This is a genomic window from Stenotrophomonas maltophilia complex sp. Om-AH-Sm3, from assembly GCF_059337855.1.
The window spans coordinates 254,537-277,599 of record NZ_JBYBLQ010000005.1 but is presented as its reverse complement, the minus strand read 5'-3'; the positions used below and the strand labels follow the sequence as shown (position 1 = coordinate 277,599).

The window sequence follows — 23,063 nt, the reverse complement described above, 5'->3', positions numbered from 1 at the left end:
GGGTCCGGTTGCGGGGGGCGCTGCAAGTACGTCCATGTAAGCTCGGTCGCCGCATCCATGCGGCTCACGCCCCCGCAACCGGACCCACCCCGCCTACGACAGATCTCCGCGATCTGCAGTAGATCCACGCCATGCGTGGATGAATCTCCATCGGAATCGAATATTTCGAATTGGATTCCAAAAGCATCCACGCATGGCGTGGATCTACCGTGTCGACCAAGGTCGACACTTACCCGCAGCCGCCGGAATTCGTCAGAGGCGGGGCGGTGTCGGAGTGCGGGGTGTCAGCCGCATGGATGCGGCTGCCAAGCCTACAAGGACGTACTTGCGGCGTCCCCGCACTCCGACACCGTCCCGCCAACCCACGGATAGCCCGCTTTTGACGTTGACGTTGACGTTGCTCTGGCTCGTAGCAGGTGCAGGGCTGCAAGCCCTGCCGAAAAATCCTTACCGCACCAGCTCCTGCTTGCGCACGATCGCCATCGCGATCTCCAGCGACTGCTCGTAGTTCAACCGCGGGTCCACCGTCGAACGATACGCACGCTCCAGGTCACGCTCGGTCAGTTCGCGCGCGCCGCCGATGCACTCGGTCACGTCCTCGCCGGTCAGTTCCAGGTGCACACCGCCCAGGCGCGTACCGGCGGCGGCATGCAGATCGAACGACATCTCCACCTCGCCACGCACGTTGTCGAAGCGGCGTGTCTTGAAACCGTTGGCGGTGCTTTCGGTATTGCCATGCATCGCATCGCACACCCACAGCACGCGGCGACCATCACGCTTGACCGCGTCCAGCAGCGGCGGCAGTTTCTCTGCGATCTGCGTTGCGCCCATCCGGTGGATGAAGCTCAGGCGGCCCGGCTCGTCATGGGGGTTGAGCACATCGATCAGGCGCAGCAGCTGGTCCGGCGTCACCGACGGGCCCACCTTGATCGCAATCGGATTGCGCACGCCACGCAGGTACTCCACGTGCGCGCCATCGAGCGCGGCCGTGCGCATGCCGATCCACGGGTAATGAGTGCTCAGGTTCAACCAGCCCTGCTGGCGCGGCACCTGGCGGGTCAACGCCTGCTCGTAGGGCAGCAGCAGCGCTTCGTGCGACGTGTAGAAGTCGATGCGGTTGAGGTTGTGCACGCGGGCCCCGGCCAGGGTCTCCATGAAGTGCACCGCATCGCCGATCGAGGCCACCATCTTCTGGTACTCGGCCGCCAGCGGCGAGTGGCTTACCCACTCCAGATTCCAGTATTCGGGGTGGTGCAGGTCGGCGAAACCGCCGTCGATCAGCGCACGCACGAAGTTCATCGTCATCGCCGAATGCGCGTGGGCCTGCAGCATCCGCTTCGGGTCCGGCAGGCGCGCCGCTTCGGTGAACGCCGGTGCGTTGATCACATCACCGCGGTAGCTGGGCAGGGTCACGCCGTCGCGGGTCTCGGTGTCGGCCGAGCGCGGCTTGGCGTACTGGCCGGCGAAGCGGCCCACGCGGATCACCGGCTGGCGCAGGCCGTGCACCAGCACCAGGCTCATCTGCAGCAGTACCTTCAGGCGGTTGGAGATGGTGCCCGATTCGCAGTCGCTGAAGTTCTCGGCGCAGTCGCCGCCCTGCAGCAGGAAGCGCTTGCCTTCCTGGGCCTCGGCCAGCTGCTGCTTCAACGCCAGGATCTCCCACGAGGTGACCAGCGGCGGCAGCCGCTTCAGCTCGTGCAGAGCGGCGTCCAATGCCACCGGGTCCGGGTAGGTCGGCATCTGCAGCGCGGTCTTGCCACGCCAGCTCTCCGGCGACCAGGCAGCGCCAGCGGTGGTCGCGGCGGGATCGGAGGCGGGTGGAACGGCGGACAGGCTCATTGCAGACTTCCGGGGTGGGGGGCGGTCATGGTCGCAGAGCCAGCCGCTGACGCAAAGGCCCATCCCCACCGCCCCGGCCACCTGAACGGCAGGGAAAGGCCAGCGCCAGCAGCCAGATCCAGCATGGTCAGCCGCACGGGACAGGCGCATGATTTGTTACGGAGTAACACTTGCACGTCATGGACCGGCCCCTTCCACGCCCAGCCGCCCCCCTCTCTCACCATGAAGCCCTCGCCCCTCGCTACCGGTATTACCTTCGCCCTGGCCTTGGCCAGCCTGCCCGCCTTCGCCGCAACGGCCGACGACACCTCTTCCTCCGTCAAGGATCTGGACGCGGTCACCGTCCACGCCCAGCTCGACCAGGCCCGCAACGCGCTGTCGCCGGACATCGGCAGCAGCCAGTACCAGATCACCGCCGAGGACATCCAGAAGCAGCCGCTGGGTGCCTCCGCGCCGCTCAGCCAGGTACTGCTGCAGGCCCCGGGCGTGGTCCAGGATTCCTATGGCGGCGTGCACGTGCGCGGCGACCACGCCAACCTGCAGTACCGCATCAATGGCGTGCTGCTGCCCGAATCGATCTCCGGCTTCGGCCAGACACTGGATGCACGCACCATCAAGAGCATCCGCCTGATGGATGGCGCGCTGCCGGCGCAGTTCGGCGAGCGCACCGCTGCAGTGGTCGACATCACCACCCGCAATGGTGCCGAGCTCGGCAATGGCGGCAGCGCCGGTCTGACCGCAGGCTCGTTCGGCAAGACCAATCCGAATGCCTCGTGGTGGGGCAACCAGGGGCGATGGAGCTGGTTCCTGACTGGCAACTACGACCAGAACGAGGTTGGCCTGGAAAACCCGACCCGCTCGCGCACGCCGCTGCACGACGACACCCACCAGGGCAAAGCGTTCGCTGACCTCACCTACCTGGTCAACGAGAACACCCGCCTGAGCGTGTTCGCCGGCTTCGCCAACAACCGCTTCCAGATCCCGGTCAACCCCGGGCAGACCCCGCAGTTCGGTTACCTGGACACCACCACCTTCGACTCCAGCGAGCTGGATGAAACCCAGCGCGAAACCACCCGCTTCGGCATGCTGGTGCTGCAGGGCGCGCTGGGCAGCACCGCCTACCAGCTGTCCGCCGGGCAGCGCTACAGCGATGTGGCGTTCAACCCGGATGTCATCGGCGACCTGGTATTCAGTGGCGTCGCCTCGCAGGTGCAGCGCAGCAACCGCGCCAACACGCTGCAGGCCGATTTCTCCACCCCGCTGGGCAACGACCACACGCTGCGCTACGGTCTGTACGGCAACTACGAGAACGCGCGGGCCAGCAACAGCAGCTGGGTGTTCCCGGTCGATGACGCCGGCCAGCAGTCCAGCACCACGCCGCTGCTGATACCTGACCGCAGTGCCTTCCATGCCAGCACGCTGGCGTTGTACGTGCAGGATGAATGGAAGATCGGCGACGACTGGACCGTCAACTACGGCCTGCGCGGCGATCGCTACAAGGCCTTTGGCCACACCGAGGGCCAGCTCAGCCCCCGCGTGGGCGTGGCCTGGAATGCCAGCGACAGCACCACCGTGCATGCCGGCTATTCGCGTTACTTCACGCCGCCGGCCAGTGAGCTGATCGCCAGCAGCGATATCGCGCTGTACGACGGCACCACCAACCAGCAGCCGAGCGGCGGCAACAACACGCCACTGGCCGAGCGCAGTGACTACTACGACATCGGCGTATCGCATCAGCTGGGCGAACACCTGACCCTGGGCTTGGACGCGTACGACCGCCGTGTTGCGCGCCTGCAGGACGAAGGCCAGTTTGGTGCCGCCTACATCTATTCGACGTTCAACTACCGCCGCGGCCATATCCGTGGCCTGGAGTTCAGTGCCGACTACAGCAACGGTCCGTTCAGCGCTTACGTCAACGCGGCGTACAACAAGGCGATCGGCACCCAGGTCATCACCAGCCAGTACAACCTCGATCCAGAGGCGCTGGCCTATGTGGCCAACCACTGGATCCACCTCGACCACGACCAGAAGCTGACCTCATCGGGCGGCTTCAGCTACGCCTTCGCCGGCCACAACCGGGTCGGCGCCAACTACGTGTTCGGTAGCGGCCTGCGTTCGGACATCGAGGGCGTGCCCAACGGCGGCGAGCTGCCATCCTACCTGCAGGTGAACCTCAGCGCCGGGCACGATTTCAATGCCGACAGCGGGCATCCGCTGCACGTGCAACTGGCCGTGATCAACGCATTGGATCGCAGCTACCAGCTGCGCGATGGCGGCGGTGTTGGCGTGTTCGCGCCGCAGTGGGGGCCGCGCCGTGGCGCCTACCTGAGCCTGCAGCAGGATTTCTGAGAACGGACCGTGGTAGTGCCGGCCGCTGGCCGGCATCTACGGGAACGCTGCCATCGTTCATGGGGTTGCCGGCCAGCGGCCGGCACTACCCTGCGTTCAGCGCTTGACCTTGCGCAGCGACACCACCAGCGACCACAGCGCCAGCAGCACGAACCACACGCCCGACCACATCGGCATGGTCAGGCCCAGGAACGTCCAGTCGATATTGCCGCAGTTGCCGGTACCGGTCAGCACCGTGCGGAACACTTCCAGCGGCCCCATGGTCTCGCGCAGGAAGCTCAGCGGCGGGCCGCAGGTCGCCCCCATCTCCGGTGGCAGCATCTGCACGTAGACGTGGCGCGCAGCGATGCCTACGCCGACCGCGGCGGCAATGAAGGCGAGCACGCCGTAGGTTGCCCGGCCAGGACGGTTGGAGGGCCCGTGCAGTGCACCGATCAGGAACAGCAGGCCCAGCGCGGCGAACGCCAGCCGCTGGAAGATGCACAGCGGGCACGGCTCCAGGCCCATCTTCAGCTGCAGGAAGATCGCGTAGCCCAGCAGGCCGGCGCAGATCAGGAAGCCCAGGAAGAACTGGGCGCGGAAGGGCCAGCGCAGTGGATTCATCGTCAACGCTCGAATGGATCAGGCGCCAAGCGTAACCGAGAGTGCATGCCATTCGAACCGCCACAGGTGACGCCTGTCGGAACGGTGCGGGTCAGATCCCGCAGAAACGCAAAAGCCCGGCAGAGGCCGGGCTTTCGCTGTGTCGCATTGGAGCGGTCCGATTACTCGGCCACTTCCTCGGCCACGACCGGACGGTCAACCAGCTCGACGTAGGCCATCGGCGCGTTGTCGCCAGCGCGGAAGCCGCACTTCAGCAGGCGCAGGTAGCCGCCCGGACGGTTCGCGTAGCGCGGGCCCAGGATGGTGAACAGGTTGCCCACGGCTTCATTGTCGCGCAGGCGGGCGAAAGCCAGACGGCGGTTGGCGACGGAGTCGACCTTGGCCAGGGTGATCAGCGGCTCGGCAACGCGGCGCAGTTCCTTGGCCTTCGGCAGGGTGGTCTTGATCAGCTCGTGCTTGAACAGCGAGGCGGCCATGTTCTTGAACATCGCTTCGCGGTGGGCGCTGGTACGGCTGAACTTACGGCCAGACTTCTGGTGACGCATGGTGATATTCCTTGGTTAATGATGAGGCTGTGCGGATCGTTGTCGCCATCCTGGCGTTGCTGCGCGGACTGCGGATGGTCCTGGCCGCCCGTCCTGGACGACCTGCCCGCGAACCTGCGGTTCGTCGTGGCATGGTGTGGTGCGTTGAAGGCCCCACCGCGAACGGTGGAGCCTTCAGGTATTACCGATATCAGCCCAGCATGCCGTGGCTGGCGACGCCGGCCGGCGGCCAGTTCTCCAGCTTCATGCCGAGCGACAGGCCGCGCTGAGCCAGCACTTCCTTGATCTCGGTGAGCGACTTCTTGCCCAGGTTCGGGGTCTTCAGCAGCTCCACTTCGGTCTTCTGGATCAGATCGCCGATGTAGTAGATGCTTTCAGCCTTCAGGCAGTTGGCCGAACGCACGGTCAGCTCCAGATCGTCGATCGGGCGCAGCAGCACCGGATCCACGCCGTTGTTGGCCGGCTTGGCCGCACCGCGGTCGCGGTGGGTGAAGTCACCGAACACCGACAGCTGGTCGCTGAGGATGTCGGCGGCGGTGCGCACGGCTTCCTCGGCATCGATGGTGCCGTTGGTCTCGATATCGATGACCAGCTTGTCCAGGTCGGTGCGCTGTTCGACACGCGCCGCTTCCACGGCATAGGCGACACGGCGGACCGGCGAGAACGAGGCATCCAGGACCAGGCGGCCGATGGCACGGGTTTCTTCGTCCGGACGACGACGCGCGGCAGCCGGCTGGTAGCCGAAACCACGTTCGATCTTCAGACGCATGTTGATTGCCGTGTCCTTGGTCAGGTGGCAGATCACATGGTCGCCGTTCAGGATCTCCACATTGTGGTCGACCTTGATGTCGGCAGCGGTGACAACGCCCGGGCCCTGCTTGGACAGGGACAGGGTGGCGCTGTCGCCGGAGTGCATACGGATGGCCACGTCCTTCAGGTTGAGCAGGACTTCGAGCACGTCCTCCTGCAGACCTTCGACCGTGGTGTACTCATGCAACACGCCGTCGATTTCGACTTCCGTGATGGCGAAGCCCGGGATGGACGACAGCAGCACGCGACGCAGGGCGTTGCCCAGCGTATGCCCGTAACCCCGCTCCAAAGGTTCGATAACGACCTTTGCACGGGTGTCGGTAAGGCGTTCGATCTGCGGACCGCGAGGACGCAGAACCTGGTTGGCGGTAACCGTCATGTTGCGGGTTCTCCTAGTGAACCCCCGGCCGTCGCCGGGGGCTCTCCAATGTGAATTACTTCGAATACAGCTCGACGATCAGCGCTTCGTTGATGTCCGCAGGCAGATCCGAACGATCCGGAACAGCCTTGAAGATGCCGGTGAACTTGCCGGAATCCACTTCAACCCACGACGGGCTCAAGTCATGCTGGGCGGCGACGGTCAGGGCTTCCTGGACGCGCAGCTGCTTGGCAGCCTTTTCGGACAGAGCGATGGCGTCGCCAGCCTTGACCTGGTACGAAGCCAGGTTGACCGACTTGCCATTCACGGTGACGCCGCGGTGCGACACCAGCTGACGGGCAGCCGGACGGGTCACGGCGAAGCCCATGCGGTAGACGACGTTGTCCAGGCGGGTTTCCAGCAGCTGCAGCAGGTTCTCGCCGGTGTTGCCCTTCTTGGTCGAGGCCTTCTTGTAGTAGTTGCGGAACTGACGCTCCAGCAGGCCGTAGATACGCTTGACCTTCTGCTTTTCACGCAGCTGGGTGGCGTAGTCGGACAGCTTGCCCTTGCGGGCAGTGGCGCCGTGCTGGCCGGGCTTCTGCTCCAGCTTGCACTTGGAGTCCAGCGCACGCGCCGGGCTCTTCAGGGACAGGTCGGCGCCTTCGCGGCGGGCGAGCTTACAGGTAGGACCGATATAACGAGCCATTTCTTATCGCTCCCTTTAGACGCGACGCTTCTTCGGCGGACGGCACCCGTTGTGCGGGATGGGCGTCACGTCGATGATGTTGGTGATCTTGTAGCCGACGTTGTTCAGCGAACGCACGGCCGACTCACGGCCCGGACCCGGGCCCTTGATGCGGACTTCCAGCGACTTCACGCCGTAGTCCAGCGCAGCACGACCGGCCTTTTCAGCAGCCACCTGGGCAGCGAACGGGGTCGACTTGCGCGAACCGCGGAAGCCAGCGCCACCGGAGGTCGCCCACGACAGAGCGTTGCCCTGGCGGTCGGTGATGGTGACGATGGTGTTGTTGAACGAAGCGTGGACGTGGGCAACGCCGTCGGTGACGACGCGCTTGATCTTCTTCTTGGTCTTAGCAGCGGGCTTAGCCATTTCTCAGTCCCTTACTTCTTGATCGCCTTGCGCGGACCCTTGCGGGTGCGGGCGTTGGTACGGGTGCGCTGGCCACGCAGCGGGAGGCCACGACGGTGACGCAGGCCGCGGTAGCAGCCCAGGTCCATCAGGCGCTTGATCGCGATGCCGATCTCACGGCGCAGATCGCCTTCCACGATGTACTTGCCGACTTCGGCGCGCAGGCGCTCGATTTCCGGCTCCGACAGATCGCGGATCTTGGTGGTCGAAGCAACGCCTGCGACTTCGCAGACCTTCTTCGAACGGGTACGGCCGATGCCGTAAATGCTTTGCAACCCGACCCAGACGTGCTTCTGGGCTGGCAGGTTGACGCCTGCAATACGCGCCATGACGCGGTTCTCCAGCTGAGTGATGGCCGACAGCGCGCCTCGAGCACGCCAATCCGGCAGGATGGATCAAAAAAGTGAACTAGCGATACTAACAAGGTTCCGGTTTACATGGAAGCCCGTGAAACCATTGGTTTCATGAACCCGGCCTGGGGAGTGTGCCCAGGCTCCGGCGCCGGATGGGGTTGGACCTGGGGTTTCCCCCGGGGCCGCCCGCGCTACTCCAGCGCGGGACCACCTCATCACACCCCCACCCGGAACCGCTGCGGGGGCCGCCCTTCGTTTGTGTGGCCGGAGTCCGCGAAGCGGAGTGACCATCACGTCAGGAAGACGAAAGTATAACAGGCCTATCAGCCGCGGGCAAAACCGCCGCGGTTGCCGCCCTTCAGGTTGGCCTTCTTCAGCAGGCTCTCGTACTGGTGGGACATCAGGTGTGCCTGCACCTGGGCGATGAAGTCCATCACCACCACCACCACGATCAGCAGCGACGTGCCACCGAAGTAGAACGAGGCATTCAGCTGCGTGCGCATCAGTTCCGGCAGCAGGCAGACGATCACCAGGTAGGCCGAGCCGGCCGCGGTCAGGCGGGTCAGCACGCCGTCGATGTAGTCGGCGGTGGCCTTGCCCGGACGGATGCCCGGAATCAAAGCGCCCGACTTCTTCAGGTTGTCGGCGGTTTCCTGCGAATTGAACACCAGCGCGGTATAGAAGAACGCGAAACCGGTGATCAGCGCAGCGAACACGATCATGTGCAGCGGCTCGCCCGGGCCCAGGGCATTGGCGACCTTCTGCAGGACCTGGCCGAAGCTGCTCTGGTTGGCAGCCTGGCCGGACCACATGGCCAGGGTGGCCGGGAAGGCCAGCAGGCTCGAGGCGAAGATCGCCGGGATGACGCCAGCCATGTTGAGCTTCAGCGGCAGGAACGAGGTCTGGTTCATGTACGCGTTGCGACCGCCCTGGCGGCGCGCGTAATTGACCGTGATCCGGCGCTGGCCACGCTCCACGAACACCACGAAGAAGGTGAAGGCGAGTACGACGATGGCGATCAGCAGGAGCTGGATGAACTGGATGTTGCCGTCGCGGTAGGCGTCGAAGGTGTGGATGACCGCACCCGGCAGACCGGCGACGATACCGGCGAAGATGATCAGCGACACGCCGTTGCCGATACCGCGTTCGGTGACCTGCTCACCGACCCACATCAGGAACATGGTGCCGGCAGTCAGTGCGACCACCGCGGTGAGCACGAAGCCCATGCCGGGGGCGTACACGACCGGAGCGCCCGACGGCGAAACCTGGCCCTGCAGGGCCAGCGCGATCGAACCGCCCTGCACCACTGCCAGCAGCACGGCGCCGATGCGCGAATACTGGGTGATCTTGCGGCGGCCGGACTCACCTTCCTTCTGCATCGCCTTCAGGGCGGGGAAGATGTGCACGGCCAGCTGCATCACGATCGATGCCGAGATGTACGGCATCACGTTCAGCGCAAAGATGCTGAAACGGTGCAGGGCGCCGCCCGAGAACATGTTGAACATGTCCACGATGCCGCCGCCCTGCTGTTGCATCATGGCAAGCATGGCATCGGGATTGACGCCCGGCACCGGCACGTAGCAGCCGATGCGATAGACGATCAAAGCCCCGACGACGAACAGCAAACGTTGGCGAAGTTCAGTGAACTTGCCCATTCCGCCCGCGAGGTTACCGATGCCAGCTTGCGCCATGATTTTCTTACTCCGTTACGCTGCCGCCGGCAGCTTCGATCGCAGCCTTGGCACCAGCCGTGGCAGCAATACCCTTCAGGGTGAACGCCTTGGTCACTTCGCCCTTGACGACGACCTTGGCCTTCTTGGCAGTGCTCGGGACCAGCTTGGCAGCACGCAGGGCGGCGAAGTCGATCTCACCGGCCGGCAGCTTGTCCAGCGCGTACAGCAGCACTTCAGCGGTGTCCTTGGCGATCGGCGAACGGAAGCCGATCTTCGGCAGACGACGCTGCATGGGGGTCTGGCCGCCTTCGAAGCCAGCCTTGATCTTGCCGCCACCCTTGCGGGCGAACGAACCCTTGTGGCCGCGGCCGGCAGTCTTGCCCAGGCCCGAGCCGATACCGCGGCCGACGCGGGTGCGCTCGGTGCGGGCGCCCGGTGCCGGGCTCAGTTCATTGAGACGCAGAGTCATGGTCGATTACTCCTCAACCTGGACGAGGTACTGAACCTTGTTGATCAGGCCGCGCACCTGCGGGCTGTCCTTCAGTTCACGCACATCGTTGAGCTTGTTCAGGCCCAGGGCACGCACCGACAGGCGGTGACGCGACTGGGTGCCACGCAGGCCACGCACCAGGCGGACCTTCACAGTCTTGTTGGACTCATTAGCCATGGTTGAGTTCCTCCACCTTCTTGCCGCGCTTGGCCGCGATGCGGGCCGGCGACTGCGCAGCAGTCAGGCCCTTCACGGTGGCGCGCACCAGATTGATCGGGTTGCGCGAACCGGTGGCCTTGGCCAGCACGTTCTTCACGCCAACGGCTTCCAGCACGGCGCGCATCGCACCGCCGGCGATGACGCCAGTACCTTCCGAAGCCGGCTGCATGAACACGCGGGCTGCGCCGTGACCATCCTTGATGGTGTGCCACAGGGTGCCGTTGTTCAGGTCAACGCTGACCAGGTTCTTGCGGGCCTGTTCCATCGACTTCTGGATGGCGACCGGCACTTCGCGGGCCTTGCCATAACCGAAACCGACCTTGCCTTCGCCGTCGCCGACCACGGTCAGGGCGGTGAAGGTGAACTGGCGGCCACCCTTGACGGTCTTGCTGACGCGGTTGACCGCGACCAGCTTTTCGATCATGCCGTCGTCGATCTTCTCTTCGCGGTTACGGTCGCGATCGCGACCCCGCTGCTGACGCTCTTCTGCCATGTTGATTCCTTGGTTGTTTGGGTATGTACGGCTCGAGGCCGCTTATGGTTGTGGAGTGACGCGTTGTTCCGGTGGACCGCTGCAGAAGAGCGGCGCCGTCCAGCCTCACTCAGGCTGGCGAGCAGGCAGGCAGGAGGCCACCGGCCCCCTGCCCTTGTCCCTTAGAACTGCAGGCCGGCTTCGCGGGCGGCTTCTGCCAGGGCCTTGATGCGGCCGTGGTAGCGGTAGCCCGAACGATCGAAGGCAACCTTCTCGATGCCGGCGGCCTTGGCGCGCTCGGCAACGATGCGGCCGACCTTGGCAGCGGCATCGGCGTTCTTGCCGTTCTTCAGGCCTTCCTTGACGTCGGTCTGGGTGGTGTTGGCGGCAGCCAGCACCTTCGAACCGTCAGCGGTGAAGACCTGGGCGTACAGGTGCTGGCCGGTGCGCAGCACCGACAGGCGGGCGACGCCGAGCTCACGGATGTGGGCGCGGGTCGACTTGGCGCGACGCAGGCGGGCGATGTTCTTGTTCATGATGTGTTTTCCTTGAAAGCGGAAGCGCCTAATTAGGCCTTCTTGGCTTCCTTACGGATGATGACTTCGTCGGAGTACTTCACGCCCTTGCCCTTGTACGGCTCCGGCTTGCGGAACGCACGGATCTTGGCGGCGACTTCACCGACGACCTGCTTGTCAGCGCCCTGGACCAGGATCTCGGTCTGGGTCGGGGTGGAAATGGTGATGCCTTCCGGCGCCACGAACACGACCGGATGCGAGAAACCGAGCGACAGGCTCAGATCCTTGCCCTGCATGGCAGCACGGTAACCCACGCCGACCAGCTCCAGCTTGCGCTCGAAGCCTTCGGACACGCCCTTGACCATGTTGGCCAGGATCGCGCGCACGGTACCGGTCAGCGCGACCAGGTCGGCGCTCTCGGTGCTCAGGGTGGCAACGCCGCTGTCGACGTTGATGGCAATACCGGCCGGCTTGACCAGCGACAGGGTGCCCTTCGGGCCCTTGACGGTGATGCTTTCCGACTGGACGTTCAGTTCGACCTTACCCAGGGTGACGGGCTTCTTGGCTACGCGGGACATAGTTCTACTCCTTTCGCCTTAGGCCACGAAGCACAGGACTTCGCCGCCGACGCCCAGCTGGCGCGCCTGCGCATCAGTCATGATGCCCTTGGAGGTGGAAATGATGGAGATGCCCAGGCCATTCATGACCTTCGGCAGCTCGCTCTTGCCGCGGTACTGGCGCAGGCCCGAACGCGAGAAGCGCTTCAGGGTCGCGATGACCGGCTTGCCTTCGAAATACTTCAGCACGATTTCCAGCTCGGACTTGTTGTTTTCCAGCTGGGTCACGCGCAGGTCGGTGATGTAACCCTCGTCCTTCAGGACCTGGGCGATCGCAACCTTGATCTTGGACGACGGGGCTTTCACCGTCTGCTTGCCAACCGCAGCCGCATTCTTGATGCGGACCAGCAGGTCGGCGATGGGATCAGTCATGCTCATATGAGTACCTTTGAGTGCACCGATATCCGCTTTCGCGAAAATCTGTTGTCTCCTGGAAACGGGCCAGGTCCCTTGATGCAGCGGGCCGGGGCCCACTCCTACAACCCCGTTTGCGCAGGGCAAGACGCGGGAGTATACGCCAAAAGAGCCCGACTTGCGCCGGGCTCTTCGGGTTTTTTCGCAGAAAGGAAGCTGAACGCCTCCCTCCCCCGGTTCAGAAGCCCCCGAGGGGGCTCCTGATCGCAGGGCCGGCTGGGATTACCAGCTGGCCTTGCGCAGGCCCGGGACGTCGCCACGCATGGTGGCTTCGCGCAGCTTGTTGCGGCCGAGGCCGAACTTGCTGTACACGCCACGCGGACGACCCGACAGCTCGCAACGGTTGCGCTGGCGGCTCGGCGACGAATCGCGCGGCAGCTTGGCCAGCTTGGTTGCGGCGTCGATCTTCTCTTCGTAGGTCGCGTCCACGGAGGACACGATCTTCTTCAGAGCCGCACGCTTCTCAGCGTACTTCTTGGCCAGCTTTTCCCGCTTGATGTCGCGGTTGACCATGGAGGTCTTTGCCATTTCGGTTTCCTCGACAGATCAGTTACGGAACGGGAACTTGAACGCTGCCAGCAGCGCCTTCGCTTCCGCGTCGGTCTTCGCAGTGGTGGTGATGGCGATATCCATACCGCGGATCGCGTCGACGGCGTCGAAGTCGATTTCCGGGAAGATGATCTGTTCCTTCACACCCATGTTGAAGTTGCCGCGGCCGTCGAAGGAACGACCGGAAACACCACGGAAGTCGCGCACGCGCGGCAGCGAGATGTTGATCAGGCGGTCCAGGAACTCGTACATCTTGTGGCGACGCAGCGTGGTCTTGCAGCCGATCGGCCAACCATCACGGATCTTGAACGACGCAACCGAGATACGCGACTTGGTGACAACCGGCTTCTGGCCGGAAATCTTGGTCATGTCCGCGACGGCGTTTTCCAGGATCTTCTTGTTGGTGGCAGCCTCGCCCACACCCATGTTCAGGGTGACCTTGACGAGCTTCGGTACTTCCATCGGATTGGTGTAGCCGAACTGCTTCATCAGCGCCGGCACCACTTCTTCCTTGTAGATCTTTTCGAGACGGGAAGTCATCTTCACATTCCTCAGGCGTCGAGCGCCTCACCGCTGGAGCGGAACACACGCAGTTTGCGTCCATCCTCCAGCACCTTGAAGCCAACGCGTTCGCCCTTGCCCGAAGCCGGGTTCAGCACGTTCACGTTGGAGATATGGATCGAAGCTTCGCGCTCGACCACGCCGCCGGCAACACCTGCCTGCGGGTTCGGCTTGGTGTGGCGCTTGACGATGTTCACGTTGGCGACGACCACGCGGTCGCCGTCGACGCGGACGACTTCGCCCTGCTTGCCCTTGTCCTTGCCAGCGTTGACGACAACCTGGTCGCCCTTCTTGATACGGTTAGCCATGATTATCTCCTGTCGCTCACAGCACTTCGGGAGCGAGCGAGACGATCTTCATGAACTTCTCCGAACGAAGTTCACGGGTCACCGGCCCGAAGATACGGGTACCGATCGGCTCCTGCTTGTTGTTCAGCAGGACGGCAGCGTTGCCGTCGAAGCGGATCAGCGAACCGTCGGCGCGACGCACACCCTTGCGGGTACGCACCACGACGGCGTCATACACTTCACCCTTCTTGACCTTGCCGCGCGGAATTGCATCCTTCACGGTGACCTTGATGATGTCGCCGATACCGGCGTAACGGCGCTTGGAACCACCCAGCACCTTGAAGCACATCACCTGCTTGGCACCCGAATTGTCCGCGACGTCAAGGTAGCTCTGCATCTGGATCATGATTCAGACTCCTTATTCAGCCGCACGCGTGATGACTTCCACCACGCGCCAGTTCTTGGTCTTGGACATCGGAGCAATCTCGGTCACGCGGACGACGTCGCCTTCCTTGCAGGCGTTGTCGGCATCGTGGGCGTGCAGCTTGGTCGAGCGCTTGATGTACTTGCCGTACAGCGCGTGCTTGACCTGACGCTCAACCAGGACGGTAACCGTCTTGTCCATCTTGTTGCTGACGACACGGCCTTCGACCGTGCGCAGCGTCTTCTTTTCAGTATTGTCGCTCATAGCGGCCATCCTTACTTCGTGCTGCCGAGCAGGGTCTTGACGCGAGCAATCTCGCGACGGACCCGGCGAATGTCGTGGGTCTTCGGCAGCTGGCCGGTGACCTGCTGCATACGGACAGAGAACTGTTCCTTACGCAGGTCGATCAGGTGGGCCTTGAGTTCGTCAGCCGACTTTTCACGGAGAGTTTTGATATCCATCAGCGCACCGTACGGGTCACGAAAGTGGTGGTGACCGAGAGCTTGGCGGCGGCCAGGCGGAACGCCTCGCGAGCCACTTCCTCGGAAACACCCTCGATTTCATAGATCATGCGGCCGGGCTGGATCTGGGCCACCCAGTATTCCACGTTACCCTTACCCGAACCCATTCGGACTTCGATGGGCTTCTTGGTGATGGGCTTGTCGGGGAACACGCGGATCCACATCTTGCCGCCGCGCTTGACGTAGCGGCTGATCGAGCGGCGGGCCGCTTCGATCTGGCGCGCGGTCAGCTGACCGTGTGCGGTTGCCTTCAGGCCGTATTCGCCGAAGCTGACAGCGTTGGCGCTCCAGCTCAGGCCATCGTTACGGCCCTTGTGTACCTTGCGGTACTTGGTTCGCTTGGGTTGCAACATTGTCGTTACCTCGCTTCACGGGCCGGGCGCTGACGGTCACCGCGGTCGCCGCGATCGTGACGATCGTTGCGCGACGGGGTGTCGTCCTGCTTTTCCTGGCCAACCTGGGAGAAATCGAAGACCTCGCCCTTGTAGATCCAGACCTTGATGCCGATGATGCCGTAGGTCGTCTTGGCTTCAGCGAAGCCATAGTCGATGTCGGCACGCAGGGTGTGCAGCGGCACGCGGCCTTCGCGATACCACTCCGAACGGGCGATTTCTGCACCGTTGAGGCGGCCACCGACGTTGACCTTGATGCCCAGGGCACCCAGACGCATCGCGTTGCCGACCGAGCGCTTCATTGCACGGCGGAACATGATGCGACGCTCCAGCTGCTGGGCGATCGACTCGGCAACGAGCTGCGCGTCCAGTTCCGGCTTGCGCACTTCGGTGACGTTGATGTGCGCCGGGACGCCCATCATCTCGCTCACTTCCTTGCGCAGCTTCTCGATGTCCTCACCGCGCTTGCCGATCACCACGCCCGGACGGGCGGTGTGGATCGTCACGCGAGCGGTCTTGGCCGGACGCTCGATCAGGATCTTGCTGATGCCGGCCTGAGCCAGCTTCTTGCGCAGCATGTCGCGCACTTTCAGGTCGGCTGCCAGGTAACCGGCGAACTCGGCCTTGTTGGCGTACCACTTGGAGTTCCAGTCCTTGGAAATGCCGAGGCGGATACCAATCGGATGAACTTTATGACCCATGGTCTTTTCCTTATCCGCTTACTTGGCGGCGCCCACAACCACAGTGATGTGGCTGGTGCGCTTGAGGATGCGGGTACCGCGGCCTTTCGCCCGCGCCATGAAACGCTTCAGGGTCGGACCTTCATCAACCATGATGGTCTGAACCTTCAGCTCGTCGACGTCGGCGCCCTGGTTGTTCTCGGCGTTGGCAATTGCCGACTCCACCACCTTCTTGATCAGGTGGGCAGCCTTCTTGTCCGAGAACTTCAGCAGGTTGACCGCACGTTCGGCCGGCAGACCGCGCACCTGGTCAGCGACCAGACGAGCCTTCTGCGGGGAGATGCGCGCAGTGCGCAGGATGGCTTTCGCTTCCATTGTCATCTCTCCTTACTTGCCCGACTTCTTGTCACCACCGTGACCCTTGAAGGTCCGGGTGATGGCAAATTCGCCGAGCTTGTGGCCGACCATGTTCTCGTTGACGAGAACCGGGATGTGGTTCTTGCCGTTATGCACGGCAATGGTGATGCCTACCATGTCAGGCAGGATCATCGAACGGCGCGACCAGGTCTTGATCGGCTTCTTGCTGCCCGCAGCGGCCTCCACCTTCTTGACGAGGTGGTGATCGACGAACGGGCCCTTCTTGAGTGAACGTGCCATGGTCGATTAGCCCCTACGATCGCGGACGATGAACTGCTGAGTGCGCTTGTTATGGCGCGTCTTGTAACCCTTGGTCGGGACACCCCACGGGGTGACCGGATGCGGGTTACCCTGGCCGGCCTTGGCCTCACCACCACCGTGCGGGTGGTCAACCGGGTTCATGGCAGCACCACGAACGGTCGGGCGGACGCCGCGCCAACGCTTGGCACCGGCCTTGCCCAGCTTTTCCAGGCTGTGCTCGTCGTTGCCGACTTCGCCGATGGTGGCGCAGCACTCGACCGGAACCTTGCGCATTTCACCCGAGCGCAGGCGCAGGGTGGCGTAGATGCCTTCACGAGCCACCAGCTGCACGGCCGCACCAGCGGCGCGAGCGATCTGAGCGCCCTTGCCCGGCTTCAGTTCGATGCAGTGGATGGTGGTACCGACCGGGATGTTGCGCAGCGGCAGGGTGTTGCCGGCCTTGATCGGGGCGTCCGAACCAGCGATCACCTGATCACCAGCCTTCAGGCCCTTCGGGGCGATGATGTAGCGACGCTCACCGTCGACGTAGCACAGCAGAGCGATGTGGGCGGTGCGGTTCGGATCGTACTCGATGCGTTCCACGCGCGCCGGGATGCCCAGCTTGTTGCGCTTGAAGTCGATGATGCGGTAGTGCTGCTTGGCACCACCACCGACGTGACGCACGGTGATGCGACCGTGGTGGTTACGACCACCCGAGCGGCTCTGCGACTCGACCAGCGCGGCGTGCGGAGCACCCTTGTGCAGGTCGGGGGTGACCACGCGCACGGCCGAACGGCGGCCGGGGGAGGTGGGCTTGAATTTCATCAATGGCATGGGATGTACCTCAGGCCTTGGCCGTTACATCGATCGACTGGCCGTCGGCCAGGCGAACGTACGCCTTGCGCCAATCGCCGCGGCGGCCAGCACGGTTACGGAAGGACTTGTTCTTGCCCTTGACGTTGACCACGTTGACGGCTTCGACCTTGACGTCGAACAGCTGCTCAACCGCGGCCTTTACATCGGCCTTGGTGGCTTCGTTCGAAACTTCGAAGACATACTGATTGGAGAGTTCCTGCAGGCGCGCGGTCTTTTCCGAGACACGCGGGGCACGCAGCACGCTGAAGATTTTTTCGTTGCTGTTCATGCCAGCCACTCCTCGACCTTCTTGACCGCGTCAGCGGTGATGACGACCGTGTCGGCACCCACCAGCGAGACCGGGTCCAGACCCTGCACGTCACGCACCTGCACGTACGGCAGATTGCGGGCGGACAGGTACAGGTGCTCGGACGCTTCCTCGGTGACGATCAGCGGGCGCTTGCCCACTTCCAGGCCGGCCAGCTTGGCGATCAGACCCTTCGTGCTGGTGGCTTCGACGTCGAAGGCCTCCACGATGGTCAGACGGCCCTGACGGTTCAGCTCGGACAGGATCGCGCACATGGCGGCACGGTACTGCTTGCGATTGACCTTCTGCTCGAAGCTGCGCGGCTTGGCCGCGAAGGTGACACCGCCGCCGACGAAGATCGGAGCCGTCAGTGCGCCATGACGCGCGCCGCCGCCCTTCTGCTTCTTCGACTTCTTGGTGGTACCAGCCACTTCGGAGCGAGTCTTCTGTGCCTTGGTGCCGGCGCGACCGGCGTTGCGGTAAGCAACGACGACCTGGTGGACCAGATCTTCGCTGAAATCGCGACCGAACACGGCTTCGGAGACCGAGACCTTGTTGTTGCTACCCGTGATAACGAGTTCCATCGTCATCTCTCCTTATGCCTTGCTCGCCGGACGGACGATCACATCGCCACCCGCCGCGCCCGGAACGGCGCCGCGAACCGCGATCAGACCGCGCTCGACGTCGACCTTGACCACTTCCAGGTTCTGGGTGCTCTGCTGCACCGCGCCCATGTGGCCCGACATCTTCTTGCCCGGGAAAACGCGACCCGGGGTCTGGCGCTGACCCAGCGAACCCGGCGCGCGATGCGACAGCGAGTTACCGTGGGTTGCATCGCCCATACGGAAGTTGTGGCGCTTGATGGTGCCCTGGAAGCCCTTACCCTTGGTGACACCCTGGACGTCGACGATCTGGCCGACTTCGAAGATGTCCGCCTTGACTTCGCCGCCAACGGCGAAATCGCCGAGCTGCGCGTCTTCAACGCGGAATTCCCACAGGCCACGACCCGCTTCCACCTTCGCCTTGGCGAAGTGGCCGGCTTCCGGCTTGTTGACCAGGGCAGCGCGACGCGCGCCGACGGTCACCTGCACGGCGCTGTAGCCGTCGGTTTCGACGGTCTTGATCTGCGCGATGCGGTTCGGGGTTGCTTCGATCAGGGTCACCGGGATGGAGCGGCCATCTTCAGTGAACACGCGGCTCATGCCGGCCTTGCGGCCCACGAAGCCCAACGAATACTTCTTCGTCATGGTCGTAGTCCTCAGGTCAGCTTGATCTGAACGTCGACGCCGGCAGCCAGTTCGAGCTTCATCAGCGCGTCCACGGTCTTGTCATTCGGGTCAACGATATCGAGCACGCGCTTGTGCGTGCGGGTCTCGTACTGGTCACGCGCGTCCTTGTCGACGTGCGGGGAAACGAGAACGGTGTAACGCTCGATCTTGGTCGGCAGCGGGATCGGGCCACGCACTTGCGCGCCGGTCCGCTTTGCCGTTTCAACGATCTCGCTGGCCGAACGGTCGATCAGACGATGATCGAACGCTTTCAGCCGGATCCGGATCTTTTGGTCCGCCATGGCGGTAGGTTCCTTCGTTAAAAGAGCGACAGACAAAGCCTCTGGGTTGCTTTGCCCCATGAAATTCCTGAATACGGACGGCCCGCAGTCCTGCAGGCCGCCAAGGTCAATCCATGGACCTCAAAAACGTAGGCAGACCAGTTACCCGGCCTGCCCAGACGTAGAAGCATAATGGCACGCAAGGCAGCTGTCAACAGTCGCCTGTTGACGCCGCCTGAATGGCATTGACCCTTCCTGGTCCGGGGAACACAAGGCACATCCTGTGCCTGCTTTCCCATTTGATACGCCCCGATGCCCTACCCAGGCAACATCGGGGCGCTGATACTACCAGATTACTCGATGATCTTCGAGACCACGCCGGCGCCGACGGTACGGCCGCCTTCGCGGATGGCGAAGCGCAGACCTTCGTCCATGGCCACCGGGTTGATCAGGGTGACTTCCATCTTGACGTTGTCACCCGGCATCACCATTTCGACGCCTTCCGGCAGCTTGGCGGCGCCGGTGATGTCGGTGGTGCGGAAGTAGAACTGCGGACGGTAGCCGTTGAAGAACGGGGTGTGGCGACCGCCCTCGTCCTTCGACAGGACGTACACTTCGCCTTCGAACTTGGTGTGCGGCTTGATCGTGCCCGGCTTGGCCAGCACCTGGCCACGCTCGACGTCGTCACGCTTGGTGCCGCGCAGCAGCAGGCCAGCGTTGTCGCCTGCCTGACCCTGGTCCAGCAGCTTGCGGAACATTTCAACGCCGGTCACGGTGGTCTTCTGCACCGGACGGATGCCGACGATTTCGATTTCGTCGCCAACCTTGATCACGCCGCGCTCGATACGACCGGTCACCACGGTGCCGCGGCCCGAGATCGAGAACACGTCTTCCACCGGCATCAGGAACGGCTTGTCGATCGCACGCTCCGGCTCCGGAATCCAGCTGTCCAGCGCGTCGACCAGCTTCAGGATGGCCGGCACGCCGATGTCGCTCTGGTCGCCTTCCAGCGCCAGACGGGCCGAACCGGCGATGATCGGGGTGTCGTCGCCCGGGAACTCGTACTTGCTCAGCAGCTCGCGCACTTCCATCTCGACCAGCTCGAGCAGCTCGGCGTCGTCCACCATGTCGGCCTTGTTCAGGAACACGACGATGTACGGCACGCCGACCTGGCGCGACAGCAGGATGTGCTCACGGGTCTGCGGCATCGGGCCGTCAGCGGCCGAGCACACCAGGATCGCGCCGTCCATCTGGGCGGCACCGGTGATCATGTTCTTGACGTAGTCAGCGTGGCCCGGGCAGTCAACGTGGGCGTAGTGACGGGTCGGGGATTCGTATTCGACGTGCGCGGTCGAGATCGTGATGCCACGCGCCTTTTCTTCCGGCGCGGCGTCGATCGAGGAGTAGTCCTTGAACTCGCCACCGAAGCGCTCGGCACCGATCTTGGTCAGTGCGGCGGTCAGCGTGGTCTTGCCGTGGTCGACGTGACCGATGGTGCCGACGTTGACGTGCGGCTTGGTGCGTTCGAACTTACCCTTTGCCATTGTTCTATACCTTGATTGTTCGTAAGTGGTTTCAAGAGAGGCTGAGCGAGGCTCAGCCCTTCTTCATGACGGCTTCGGCGATGTTGGTCGGAGCCGGCTCGTAGTGATCGAATTCCATGGTGAAGGTGGCGCGGCCCTGGGTCTGCGAACGCAGTGCAGTGGCGTAGCCGAACATTTCACCCAGCGGGATCATCGCGTTGATGATGCTGGCCGAACCGTCACCGGTGGTGTCGGAACCCTGCAGCACGCCGCGACGACGGCTGACGTCGCCCATCACGTCACCCTGGTAATCCTCCGGGGTCACGATCTCGACCTTCATGATCGGCTCCAGCAGCACCGGCTTGGCCTTGGCGAAGCCCTGCTTGAAGGCCATCGACGAAGCCAGCTTGAACGCCATTTCCGAGGAGTCGACGTCGTGGTACGAACCGAACACCAGCTTCACCTTGACGTCCACGACCGGGAAGCCAGCCAGCGGGCCGCTGGTGATGGTTTCGCGCAGGCCCTTCTCGACCGACGGGATGAATTCCTTCGGGATCACGCCGCCGGTGATGTCGTTGATGAACAGGAAGTCGTCCTTGATCATCGGAGCGATCTTCGGATCGGCACGGTCGGCAGCAGTGATCGGCGACAGTTCGATCACGACGTGACCGTACTGACCCTTACCACCGGACTGCTTGGCGTGCTTGTAGTCCGACTTGACGTCGGCCAGGGTGATGGTTTCGCGGTAGGCCACCTGCGGCGCGCCGACGTTGGCTTCAACGTTGAACTCGCGCTTCAGGCGGTCAACGATGATGTCCAGGTGCAGCTCGCCCATGCCCGAGATGATGGTCTGGCCGGATTCTTCGTCGGTCTTGACGCGGAACGACGGATCTTCCTGTGCCAGACGGCCCAGGGCCAGGCCCATCTTTTCCTGGTCCGACTTGGTCTTCGGCTCGACGGCCATCGAGATCACCGGCTCCGGGAACGTCATGCGCTCCAGGATGATCGGGGCGTCCACGGCGCACAGGGTGTCACCGGTGGTGGTGTCCTTCAGGCCCACGGCAGCGGCGATGTCACCGGCCAGAACTTCCTTGATTTCCTCGCGGTTGTTCGAGTGCATCTGCAGGATGCGGCCGATGCGCTCCTTCTTGCCCTTCACCGAGTTCAGCACGGTGTCGCCACCGTTCAGGGTGCCCGAGTAGACACGGAAGAAGGTCAGCGCGCCGACGAACGGGTCGGTGATGATCTTGAAGGCCAGCGACGAGAACGGAGCCTTGTCGTCCGACTTGCGGGTCATTTCGACGGTGTCGTCGTCAACGTCCACGCCCTTCACGTCCGGCACGTCGACCGGCGACGGCAGCAGCTGGATCACGCCGTCCAGCATGGCCTGCACGCCCTTGTTCTTGAAGGCCGAGCCGCAGTACATCGGCACGATCTCGGTGGCCAGGGTGCGGGTACGCAGGGCGCTGATGATTTCAGCCTCGGCCAGCTCTTCGCCGCCCAGGTACTTTTCCATCAGCTCTTCGCTGGCTTCGGCAGCGGTCTCGACCATGAACTGGCGAGCCTCTTCAGCCGGGCCCTGCAGTTCGGCCGGGATGTCGCTGTATTCGAACTTCATGCCCTGCGAAGCTTCATCCCAGTGGATGGCCTTCATCTTCAGCAGGTCGACGACGCCCTTGAAGTTGTCTTCAGCGCCGATCGGCAGCTGCATCGGCACGGCAACCGCACCCAGCTTGGCCTTCAGCTGGCCGACGACCTTCTGGAAGTTGGCACCGGTGCGGTCCATCTTGTTGACGAACGCGATGCGCGGCACGTGGTACTTGTTGGCCTGGCGCCACACGGTTTCCGACTGCGGCTGCACGCCACCGACGGCGCACAGGACGAAGACGGCACCGTCGAGCACGCGCAGCGAACGCTCCACTTCGATGGTGAAGTCGACGTGCCCGGGGGTGTCGATGATGTTGAAGCGGTGCTCCGGCAGGGACTTGTCCATGCCCTTCCAGAACGCGGTGGTGGCAGCGGACTGGATCGTGATGCCACGCTCCTGCTCCTGCTCCATCCAGTCCATGGTGGCGGCGCCGTCGTGCACTTCACCGATCTTGTGGCTCTTGCCGGTGTAGAACAGGATGCGCTCGGACGTGGTGGTCTTGCCGGCATCGATGTGAGCCATGATGCCGAAGTTACGGTAACGCTCGATGGGAGTGGAACGGGCCACGGGAGCCTCTCAGATTTCTTGGATTTCGGATGGCCGAACGCCGCCTTTCGGCGGCCTTCGGATTGGCGCAGTCCTTCTGGGACCGCGAGGCAGCACGCACCGAAGTGGTGCTGCCCTGCCTGTTTTACAAGGCCGT

General features: G+C 63.5%; 32 protein-coding genes. 1 reads left to right on the top strand and 31 read right to left on the bottom strand.

Going from position 1 to position 23,063, the window contains the following annotated elements; all coding sequences use genetic code 11:
• Window positions 1-447: 447 nt before the first annotated feature.
• Window positions 448-1,839 (bottom strand): class II 3-deoxy-7-phosphoheptulonate synthase, encoded by a 1,392-nt coding sequence (locus AC10QF_RS08955; protein ID WP_494542059.1) that lies wholly within the window; start codon window positions 1,837-1,839, stop codon window positions 448-450.
• Window positions 1,840-2,061: 222 nt separating this feature from the next.
• On the opposite strand from AC10QF_RS08955, the gene AC10QF_RS08950 reads away from it, so the two are divergent.
• Window positions 2,062-4,188, top strand: a complete 2,127-nt coding sequence (locus AC10QF_RS08950) for a TonB-dependent receptor (RefSeq protein ID WP_111178701.1) — start codon at window positions 2,062-2,064, stop codon at window positions 4,186-4,188.
• A 96-nt stretch (window positions 4,189-4,284) separates the two neighbouring features.
• Here AC10QF_RS08950 and AC10QF_RS08945 read toward each other — a convergent pair whose 3' ends face one another.
• The 30 genes from AC10QF_RS08945 to fusA all read right to left on the bottom strand — a co-directional run bounded on the left by AC10QF_RS08945 (window position 4,285) and on the right by fusA (window position 22,927).
• Window positions 4,285-4,791, bottom strand: coding sequence for a disulfide bond formation protein B (locus AC10QF_RS08945; RefSeq protein ID WP_053500146.1), 507 nt, complete (start codon window positions 4,789-4,791; stop codon window positions 4,285-4,287).
• A 161-nt stretch (window positions 4,792-4,952) separates the two neighbouring features.
• Entirely contained in the window at window positions 4,953-5,336 is a 384-nt protein-coding gene (gene rplQ / locus AC10QF_RS08940) for a 50S ribosomal protein L17 (protein WP_005408217.1), read from the bottom strand.
• A gap of 190 nt (window positions 5,337-5,526) precedes the next feature.
• On the bottom strand, window positions 5,527-6,525 hold the full coding sequence (locus AC10QF_RS08935; protein WP_005408216.1) for a DNA-directed RNA polymerase subunit alpha: 999 nt from the start codon (window positions 6,523-6,525) through the stop codon (window positions 5,527-5,529).
• A 55-nt stretch (window positions 6,526-6,580) separates the two neighbouring features.
• Window positions 6,581-7,210 carry a 30S ribosomal protein S4 gene (rpsD, locus tag AC10QF_RS08930; RefSeq protein ID WP_004145446.1) on the bottom strand — a complete coding sequence of 210 codons (630 nt, stop codon included), beginning with the start codon at window positions 7,208-7,210 and terminating at the stop codon, window positions 6,581-6,583.
• A 15-nt stretch (window positions 7,211-7,225) separates the two neighbouring features.
• A complete protein-coding gene (rpsK, locus tag AC10QF_RS08925; protein WP_004145443.1) occupies window positions 7,226-7,615 on the bottom strand; it encodes a 30S ribosomal protein S11 in 390 nt (129 codons plus the stop codon).
• 11 nt (window positions 7,616-7,626) lie between these two features.
• Window positions 7,627-7,983 carry a 30S ribosomal protein S13 gene (gene rpsM, locus AC10QF_RS08920; RefSeq protein ID WP_004154500.1) on the bottom strand — a complete coding sequence of 119 codons (357 nt, stop codon included), beginning with the start codon at window positions 7,981-7,983 and terminating at the stop codon, window positions 7,627-7,629.
• A gap of 347 nt (window positions 7,984-8,330) precedes the next feature.
• Entirely contained in the window at window positions 8,331-9,698 is a 1,368-nt protein-coding gene (gene secY / locus AC10QF_RS08915) for a preprotein translocase subunit SecY (RefSeq protein WP_005415420.1), read from the bottom strand.
• Window positions 9,699-9,705: 7 nt separating this feature from the next.
• Window positions 9,706-10,149: a 50S ribosomal protein L15 gene (gene rplO, locus AC10QF_RS08910; RefSeq protein ID WP_004154498.1), complete on the bottom strand. Its 444-nt coding sequence runs from the start codon at window positions 10,147-10,149 to the stop codon at window positions 9,706-9,708.
• A 6-nt stretch (window positions 10,150-10,155) separates the two neighbouring features.
• The gene (gene rpmD, locus AC10QF_RS08905; protein WP_005408214.1) at window positions 10,156-10,347 is read right to left on the bottom strand and encodes a 50S ribosomal protein L30; all 192 of its coding nucleotides are present in this window, start codon (window positions 10,345-10,347) and stop codon (window positions 10,156-10,158) included.
• Window positions 10,340-10,882 carry a 30S ribosomal protein S5 gene (gene rpsE / locus AC10QF_RS08900; protein ID WP_005415419.1) on the bottom strand — a complete coding sequence of 181 codons (543 nt, stop codon included), beginning with the start codon at window positions 10,880-10,882 and terminating at the stop codon, window positions 10,340-10,342. Before rpsE ends, rpmD begins: the two co-directional genes overlap by 8 nt.
• A gap of 161 nt (window positions 10,883-11,043) precedes the next feature.
• Window positions 11,044-11,397 (bottom strand): 50S ribosomal protein L18, encoded by a 354-nt coding sequence (rplR, locus tag AC10QF_RS08895; protein ID WP_004154495.1) that lies wholly within the window; start codon window positions 11,395-11,397, stop codon window positions 11,044-11,046.
• Window positions 11,398-11,429: 32 nt separating this feature from the next.
• The gene (gene rplF, locus AC10QF_RS08890) at window positions 11,430-11,954 is read right to left on the bottom strand and encodes a 50S ribosomal protein L6 (protein ID WP_049416175.1); all 525 of its coding nucleotides are present in this window, start codon (window positions 11,952-11,954) and stop codon (window positions 11,430-11,432) included.
• Window positions 11,955-11,972: 18 nt separating this feature from the next.
• Window positions 11,973-12,371: a 30S ribosomal protein S8 gene (gene rpsH / locus AC10QF_RS08885; RefSeq protein ID WP_005408210.1), complete on the bottom strand. Its 399-nt coding sequence runs from the start codon at window positions 12,369-12,371 to the stop codon at window positions 11,973-11,975.
• Window positions 12,372-12,629: 258 nt separating this feature from the next.
• Entirely contained in the window at window positions 12,630-12,935 is a 306-nt protein-coding gene (gene rpsN / locus AC10QF_RS08880; RefSeq protein ID WP_005408209.1) for a 30S ribosomal protein S14, read from the bottom strand.
• Window positions 12,936-12,953: 18 nt separating this feature from the next.
• Window positions 12,954-13,496 (bottom strand): 50S ribosomal protein L5, encoded by a 543-nt coding sequence (rplE, locus tag AC10QF_RS08875; protein WP_005415416.1) that lies wholly within the window; start codon window positions 13,494-13,496, stop codon window positions 12,954-12,956.
• Between the two features lie 11 nt (window positions 13,497-13,507).
• Window positions 13,508-13,825, bottom strand: a complete 318-nt coding sequence (rplX, locus tag AC10QF_RS08870; RefSeq protein WP_004154490.1) for a 50S ribosomal protein L24 — start codon at window positions 13,823-13,825, stop codon at window positions 13,508-13,510.
• A 16-nt stretch (window positions 13,826-13,841) separates the two neighbouring features.
• Window positions 13,842-14,210 (bottom strand): 50S ribosomal protein L14, encoded by a 369-nt coding sequence (gene rplN, locus AC10QF_RS08865; protein WP_010483978.1) that lies wholly within the window; start codon window positions 14,208-14,210, stop codon window positions 13,842-13,844.
• A gap of 12 nt (window positions 14,211-14,222) precedes the next feature.
• Window positions 14,223-14,492 (bottom strand): 30S ribosomal protein S17, encoded by a 270-nt coding sequence (gene rpsQ, locus AC10QF_RS08860; protein ID WP_004154489.1) that lies wholly within the window; start codon window positions 14,490-14,492, stop codon window positions 14,223-14,225.
• Window positions 14,493-14,503: 11 nt separating this feature from the next.
• Window positions 14,504-14,689, bottom strand: a complete 186-nt coding sequence (gene rpmC / locus AC10QF_RS08855) for a 50S ribosomal protein L29 (RefSeq protein WP_004154487.1) — start codon at window positions 14,687-14,689, stop codon at window positions 14,504-14,506.
• The gene (gene rplP / locus AC10QF_RS08850; protein WP_004154486.1) at window positions 14,689-15,102 is read right to left on the bottom strand and encodes a 50S ribosomal protein L16; all 414 of its coding nucleotides are present in this window, start codon (window positions 15,100-15,102) and stop codon (window positions 14,689-14,691) included. Before rplP ends, rpmC begins: the two co-directional genes overlap by 1 nt.
• 5 nt (window positions 15,103-15,107) lie before the next feature.
• On the bottom strand, window positions 15,108-15,842 hold the full coding sequence (gene rpsC, locus AC10QF_RS08845) for a 30S ribosomal protein S3 (RefSeq protein WP_005415414.1): 735 nt from the start codon (window positions 15,840-15,842) through the stop codon (window positions 15,108-15,110).
• 18 nt (window positions 15,843-15,860) lie between these two features.
• On the bottom strand, window positions 15,861-16,196 hold the full coding sequence (rplV, locus tag AC10QF_RS08840; RefSeq protein WP_004145348.1) for a 50S ribosomal protein L22: 336 nt from the start codon (window positions 16,194-16,196) through the stop codon (window positions 15,861-15,863).
• A 12-nt stretch (window positions 16,197-16,208) separates the two neighbouring features.
• Entirely contained in the window at window positions 16,209-16,478 is a 270-nt protein-coding gene (rpsS, locus tag AC10QF_RS08835; protein WP_005415413.1) for a 30S ribosomal protein S19, read from the bottom strand.
• Between the two features lie 6 nt (window positions 16,479-16,484).
• Window positions 16,485-17,312 (bottom strand): 50S ribosomal protein L2, encoded by an 828-nt coding sequence (rplB, locus tag AC10QF_RS08830; protein WP_004145339.1) that lies wholly within the window; start codon window positions 17,310-17,312, stop codon window positions 16,485-16,487.
• A 10-nt stretch (window positions 17,313-17,322) separates the two neighbouring features.
• Window positions 17,323-17,622, bottom strand: a complete 300-nt coding sequence (gene rplW, locus AC10QF_RS08825) for a 50S ribosomal protein L23 (RefSeq protein ID WP_004145338.1) — start codon at window positions 17,620-17,622, stop codon at window positions 17,323-17,325.
• On the bottom strand, window positions 17,619-18,224 hold the full coding sequence (rplD, locus tag AC10QF_RS08820) for a 50S ribosomal protein L4 (RefSeq protein ID WP_005415412.1): 606 nt from the start codon (window positions 18,222-18,224) through the stop codon (window positions 17,619-17,621). Before rplD ends, rplW begins: the two co-directional genes overlap by 4 nt.
• Window positions 18,225-18,236: 12 nt before the next feature.
• Window positions 18,237-18,887, bottom strand: a complete 651-nt coding sequence (gene rplC / locus AC10QF_RS08815; RefSeq protein ID WP_004145336.1) for a 50S ribosomal protein L3 — start codon at window positions 18,885-18,887, stop codon at window positions 18,237-18,239.
• An 11-nt stretch (window positions 18,888-18,898) separates the two neighbouring features.
• Window positions 18,899-19,210, bottom strand: coding sequence for a 30S ribosomal protein S10 (rpsJ, locus tag AC10QF_RS08810; protein WP_005408208.1), 312 nt, complete (start codon window positions 19,208-19,210; stop codon window positions 18,899-18,901).
• Between the two features lie 332 nt (window positions 19,211-19,542).
• Complete coding sequence (gene tuf, locus AC10QF_RS08805) at window positions 19,543-20,733, bottom strand: elongation factor Tu (protein ID WP_065178958.1); 1,191 nt, start codon at window positions 20,731-20,733, stop codon at window positions 19,543-19,545.
• A gap of 52 nt (window positions 20,734-20,785) precedes the next feature.
• On the bottom strand, window positions 20,786-22,927 hold the full coding sequence (fusA, locus tag AC10QF_RS08800) for an elongation factor G (protein ID WP_005415411.1): 2,142 nt from the start codon (window positions 22,925-22,927) through the stop codon (window positions 20,786-20,788).
• Window positions 22,928-23,063: the final 136 nt, after the last annotated feature.

What these genes read in the sequence shown, in the direction of transcription:
- rpsK (WP_004145443.1), bottom strand. Translation starts at nt 7,615, where the DNA reads ATGGCTAAGCCCGCTGCTAAGACCAAGAAGAAGATCAAGCGCGTCGTC.
- tuf (WP_065178958.1), bottom strand. Translation starts at nt 20,733, where the DNA reads ATGGCAAAGGGTAAGTTCGAACGCACCAAGCCGCACGTCAACGTCGGC.
- rplV (WP_004145348.1), bottom strand. Translation starts at nt 16,196, where the DNA reads ATGGAAGCGAAAGCCATCCTGCGCACTGCGCGCATCTCCCCGCAGAAG.
- rplW (WP_004145338.1), bottom strand. Translation starts at nt 17,622, where the DNA reads ATGAACAGCAACGAAAAAATCTTCAGCGTGCTGCGTGCCCCGCGTGTC.
- AC10QF_RS08935 (WP_005408216.1), bottom strand. Translation starts at nt 6,525, where the DNA reads ATGACGGTTACCGCCAACCAGGTTCTGCGTCCTCGCGGTCCGCAGATC.
- rpmD (WP_005408214.1), bottom strand. Translation starts at nt 10,347, where the DNA reads ATGGCTAATGAGTCCAACAAGACTGTGAAGGTCCGCCTGGTGCGTGGC.
- rplN (WP_010483978.1), bottom strand. Translation starts at nt 14,210, where the DNA reads ATGATCCAGATGCAGAGCTACCTTGACGTCGCGGACAATTCGGGTGCC.
- rpsC (WP_005415414.1), bottom strand. Translation starts at nt 15,842, where the DNA reads ATGGGTCATAAAGTTCATCCGATTGGTATCCGCCTCGGCATTTCCAAG.
- rplC (WP_004145336.1), bottom strand. Translation starts at nt 18,887, where the DNA reads ATGACGAAGAAGTATTCGTTGGGCTTCGTGGGCCGCAAGGCCGGCATG.
- AC10QF_RS08955 (WP_494542059.1), bottom strand. Translation starts at nt 1,839, where the DNA reads ATGAGCCTGTCCGCCGTTCCACCCGCCTCCGATCCCGCCGCGACCACC.
- rpsJ (WP_005408208.1), bottom strand. Translation starts at nt 19,210, where the DNA reads ATGGCGGACCAAAAGATCCGGATCCGGCTGAAAGCGTTCGATCATCGT.
- rpsQ (WP_004154489.1), bottom strand. Translation starts at nt 14,492, where the DNA reads ATGAGCGACAATACTGAAAAGAAGACGCTGCGCACGGTCGAAGGCCGT.
- rpsN (WP_005408209.1), bottom strand. Translation starts at nt 12,935, where the DNA reads ATGGCAAAGACCTCCATGGTCAACCGCGACATCAAGCGGGAAAAGCTG.
- rpsD (WP_004145446.1), bottom strand. Translation starts at nt 7,210, where the DNA reads ATGGCTCGTTATATCGGTCCTACCTGTAAGCTCGCCCGCCGCGAAGGC.
- rpsH (WP_005408210.1), bottom strand. Translation starts at nt 12,371, where the DNA reads ATGAGCATGACTGATCCCATCGCCGACCTGCTGGTCCGCATCAAGAAT.
- rplX (WP_004154490.1), bottom strand. Translation starts at nt 13,825, where the DNA reads ATGGCTAACCGTATCAAGAAGGGCGACCAGGTTGTCGTCAACGCTGGC.
- rplD (WP_005415412.1), bottom strand. Translation starts at nt 18,224, where the DNA reads ATGGAACTCGTTATCACGGGTAGCAACAACAAGGTCTCGGTCTCCGAA.
- rplF (WP_049416175.1), bottom strand. Translation starts at nt 11,954, where the DNA reads ATGTCCCGCGTAGCCAAGAAGCCCGTCACCCTGGGTAAGGTCGAACTG.
- rpsM (WP_004154500.1), bottom strand. Translation starts at nt 7,983, where the DNA reads ATGGCGCGTATTGCAGGCGTCAACCTGCCAGCCCAGAAGCACGTCTGG.
- rplR (WP_004154495.1), bottom strand. Translation starts at nt 11,397, where the DNA reads ATGAACAAGAACATCGCCCGCCTGCGTCGCGCCAAGTCGACCCGCGCC.
- secY (WP_005415420.1), bottom strand. Translation starts at nt 9,698, where the DNA reads ATGGCGCAAGCTGGCATCGGTAACCTCGCGGGCGGAATGGGCAAGTTC.
- rplQ (WP_005408217.1), bottom strand. Translation starts at nt 5,336, where the DNA reads ATGCGTCACCAGAAGTCTGGCCGTAAGTTCAGCCGTACCAGCGCCCAC.
- rplE (WP_005415416.1), bottom strand. Translation starts at nt 13,496, where the DNA reads ATGACTTCCCGTCTCGAAAAGATCTACAAGGAAGAAGTGGTGCCGGCG.
- AC10QF_RS08945 (WP_053500146.1), bottom strand. Translation starts at nt 4,791, where the DNA reads ATGAATCCACTGCGCTGGCCCTTCCGCGCCCAGTTCTTCCTGGGCTTC.
- rpsE (WP_005415419.1), bottom strand. Translation starts at nt 10,882, where the DNA reads ATGGCAGAAGAGCGTCAGCAGCGGGGTCGCGATCGCGACCGTAACCGC.
- rpsS (WP_005415413.1), bottom strand. Translation starts at nt 16,478, where the DNA reads ATGGCACGTTCACTCAAGAAGGGCCCGTTCGTCGATCACCACCTCGTC.
- rplP (WP_004154486.1), bottom strand. Translation starts at nt 15,102, where the DNA reads ATGTTGCAACCCAAGCGAACCAAGTACCGCAAGGTACACAAGGGCCGT.
- rpmC (WP_004154487.1), bottom strand. Translation starts at nt 14,689, where the DNA reads ATGGATATCAAAACTCTCCGTGAAAAGTCGGCTGACGAACTCAAGGCC.
- rplO (WP_004154498.1), bottom strand. Translation starts at nt 10,149, where the DNA reads ATGACTCTGCGTCTCAATGAACTGAGCCCGGCACCGGGCGCCCGCACC.
- rplB (WP_004145339.1), bottom strand. Translation starts at nt 17,312, where the DNA reads ATGCCATTGATGAAATTCAAGCCCACCTCCCCCGGCCGCCGTTCGGCC.
- AC10QF_RS08950 (WP_111178701.1), top strand. Translation starts at nt 2,062, where the DNA reads ATGAAGCCCTCGCCCCTCGCTACCGGTATTACCTTCGCCCTGGCCTTG.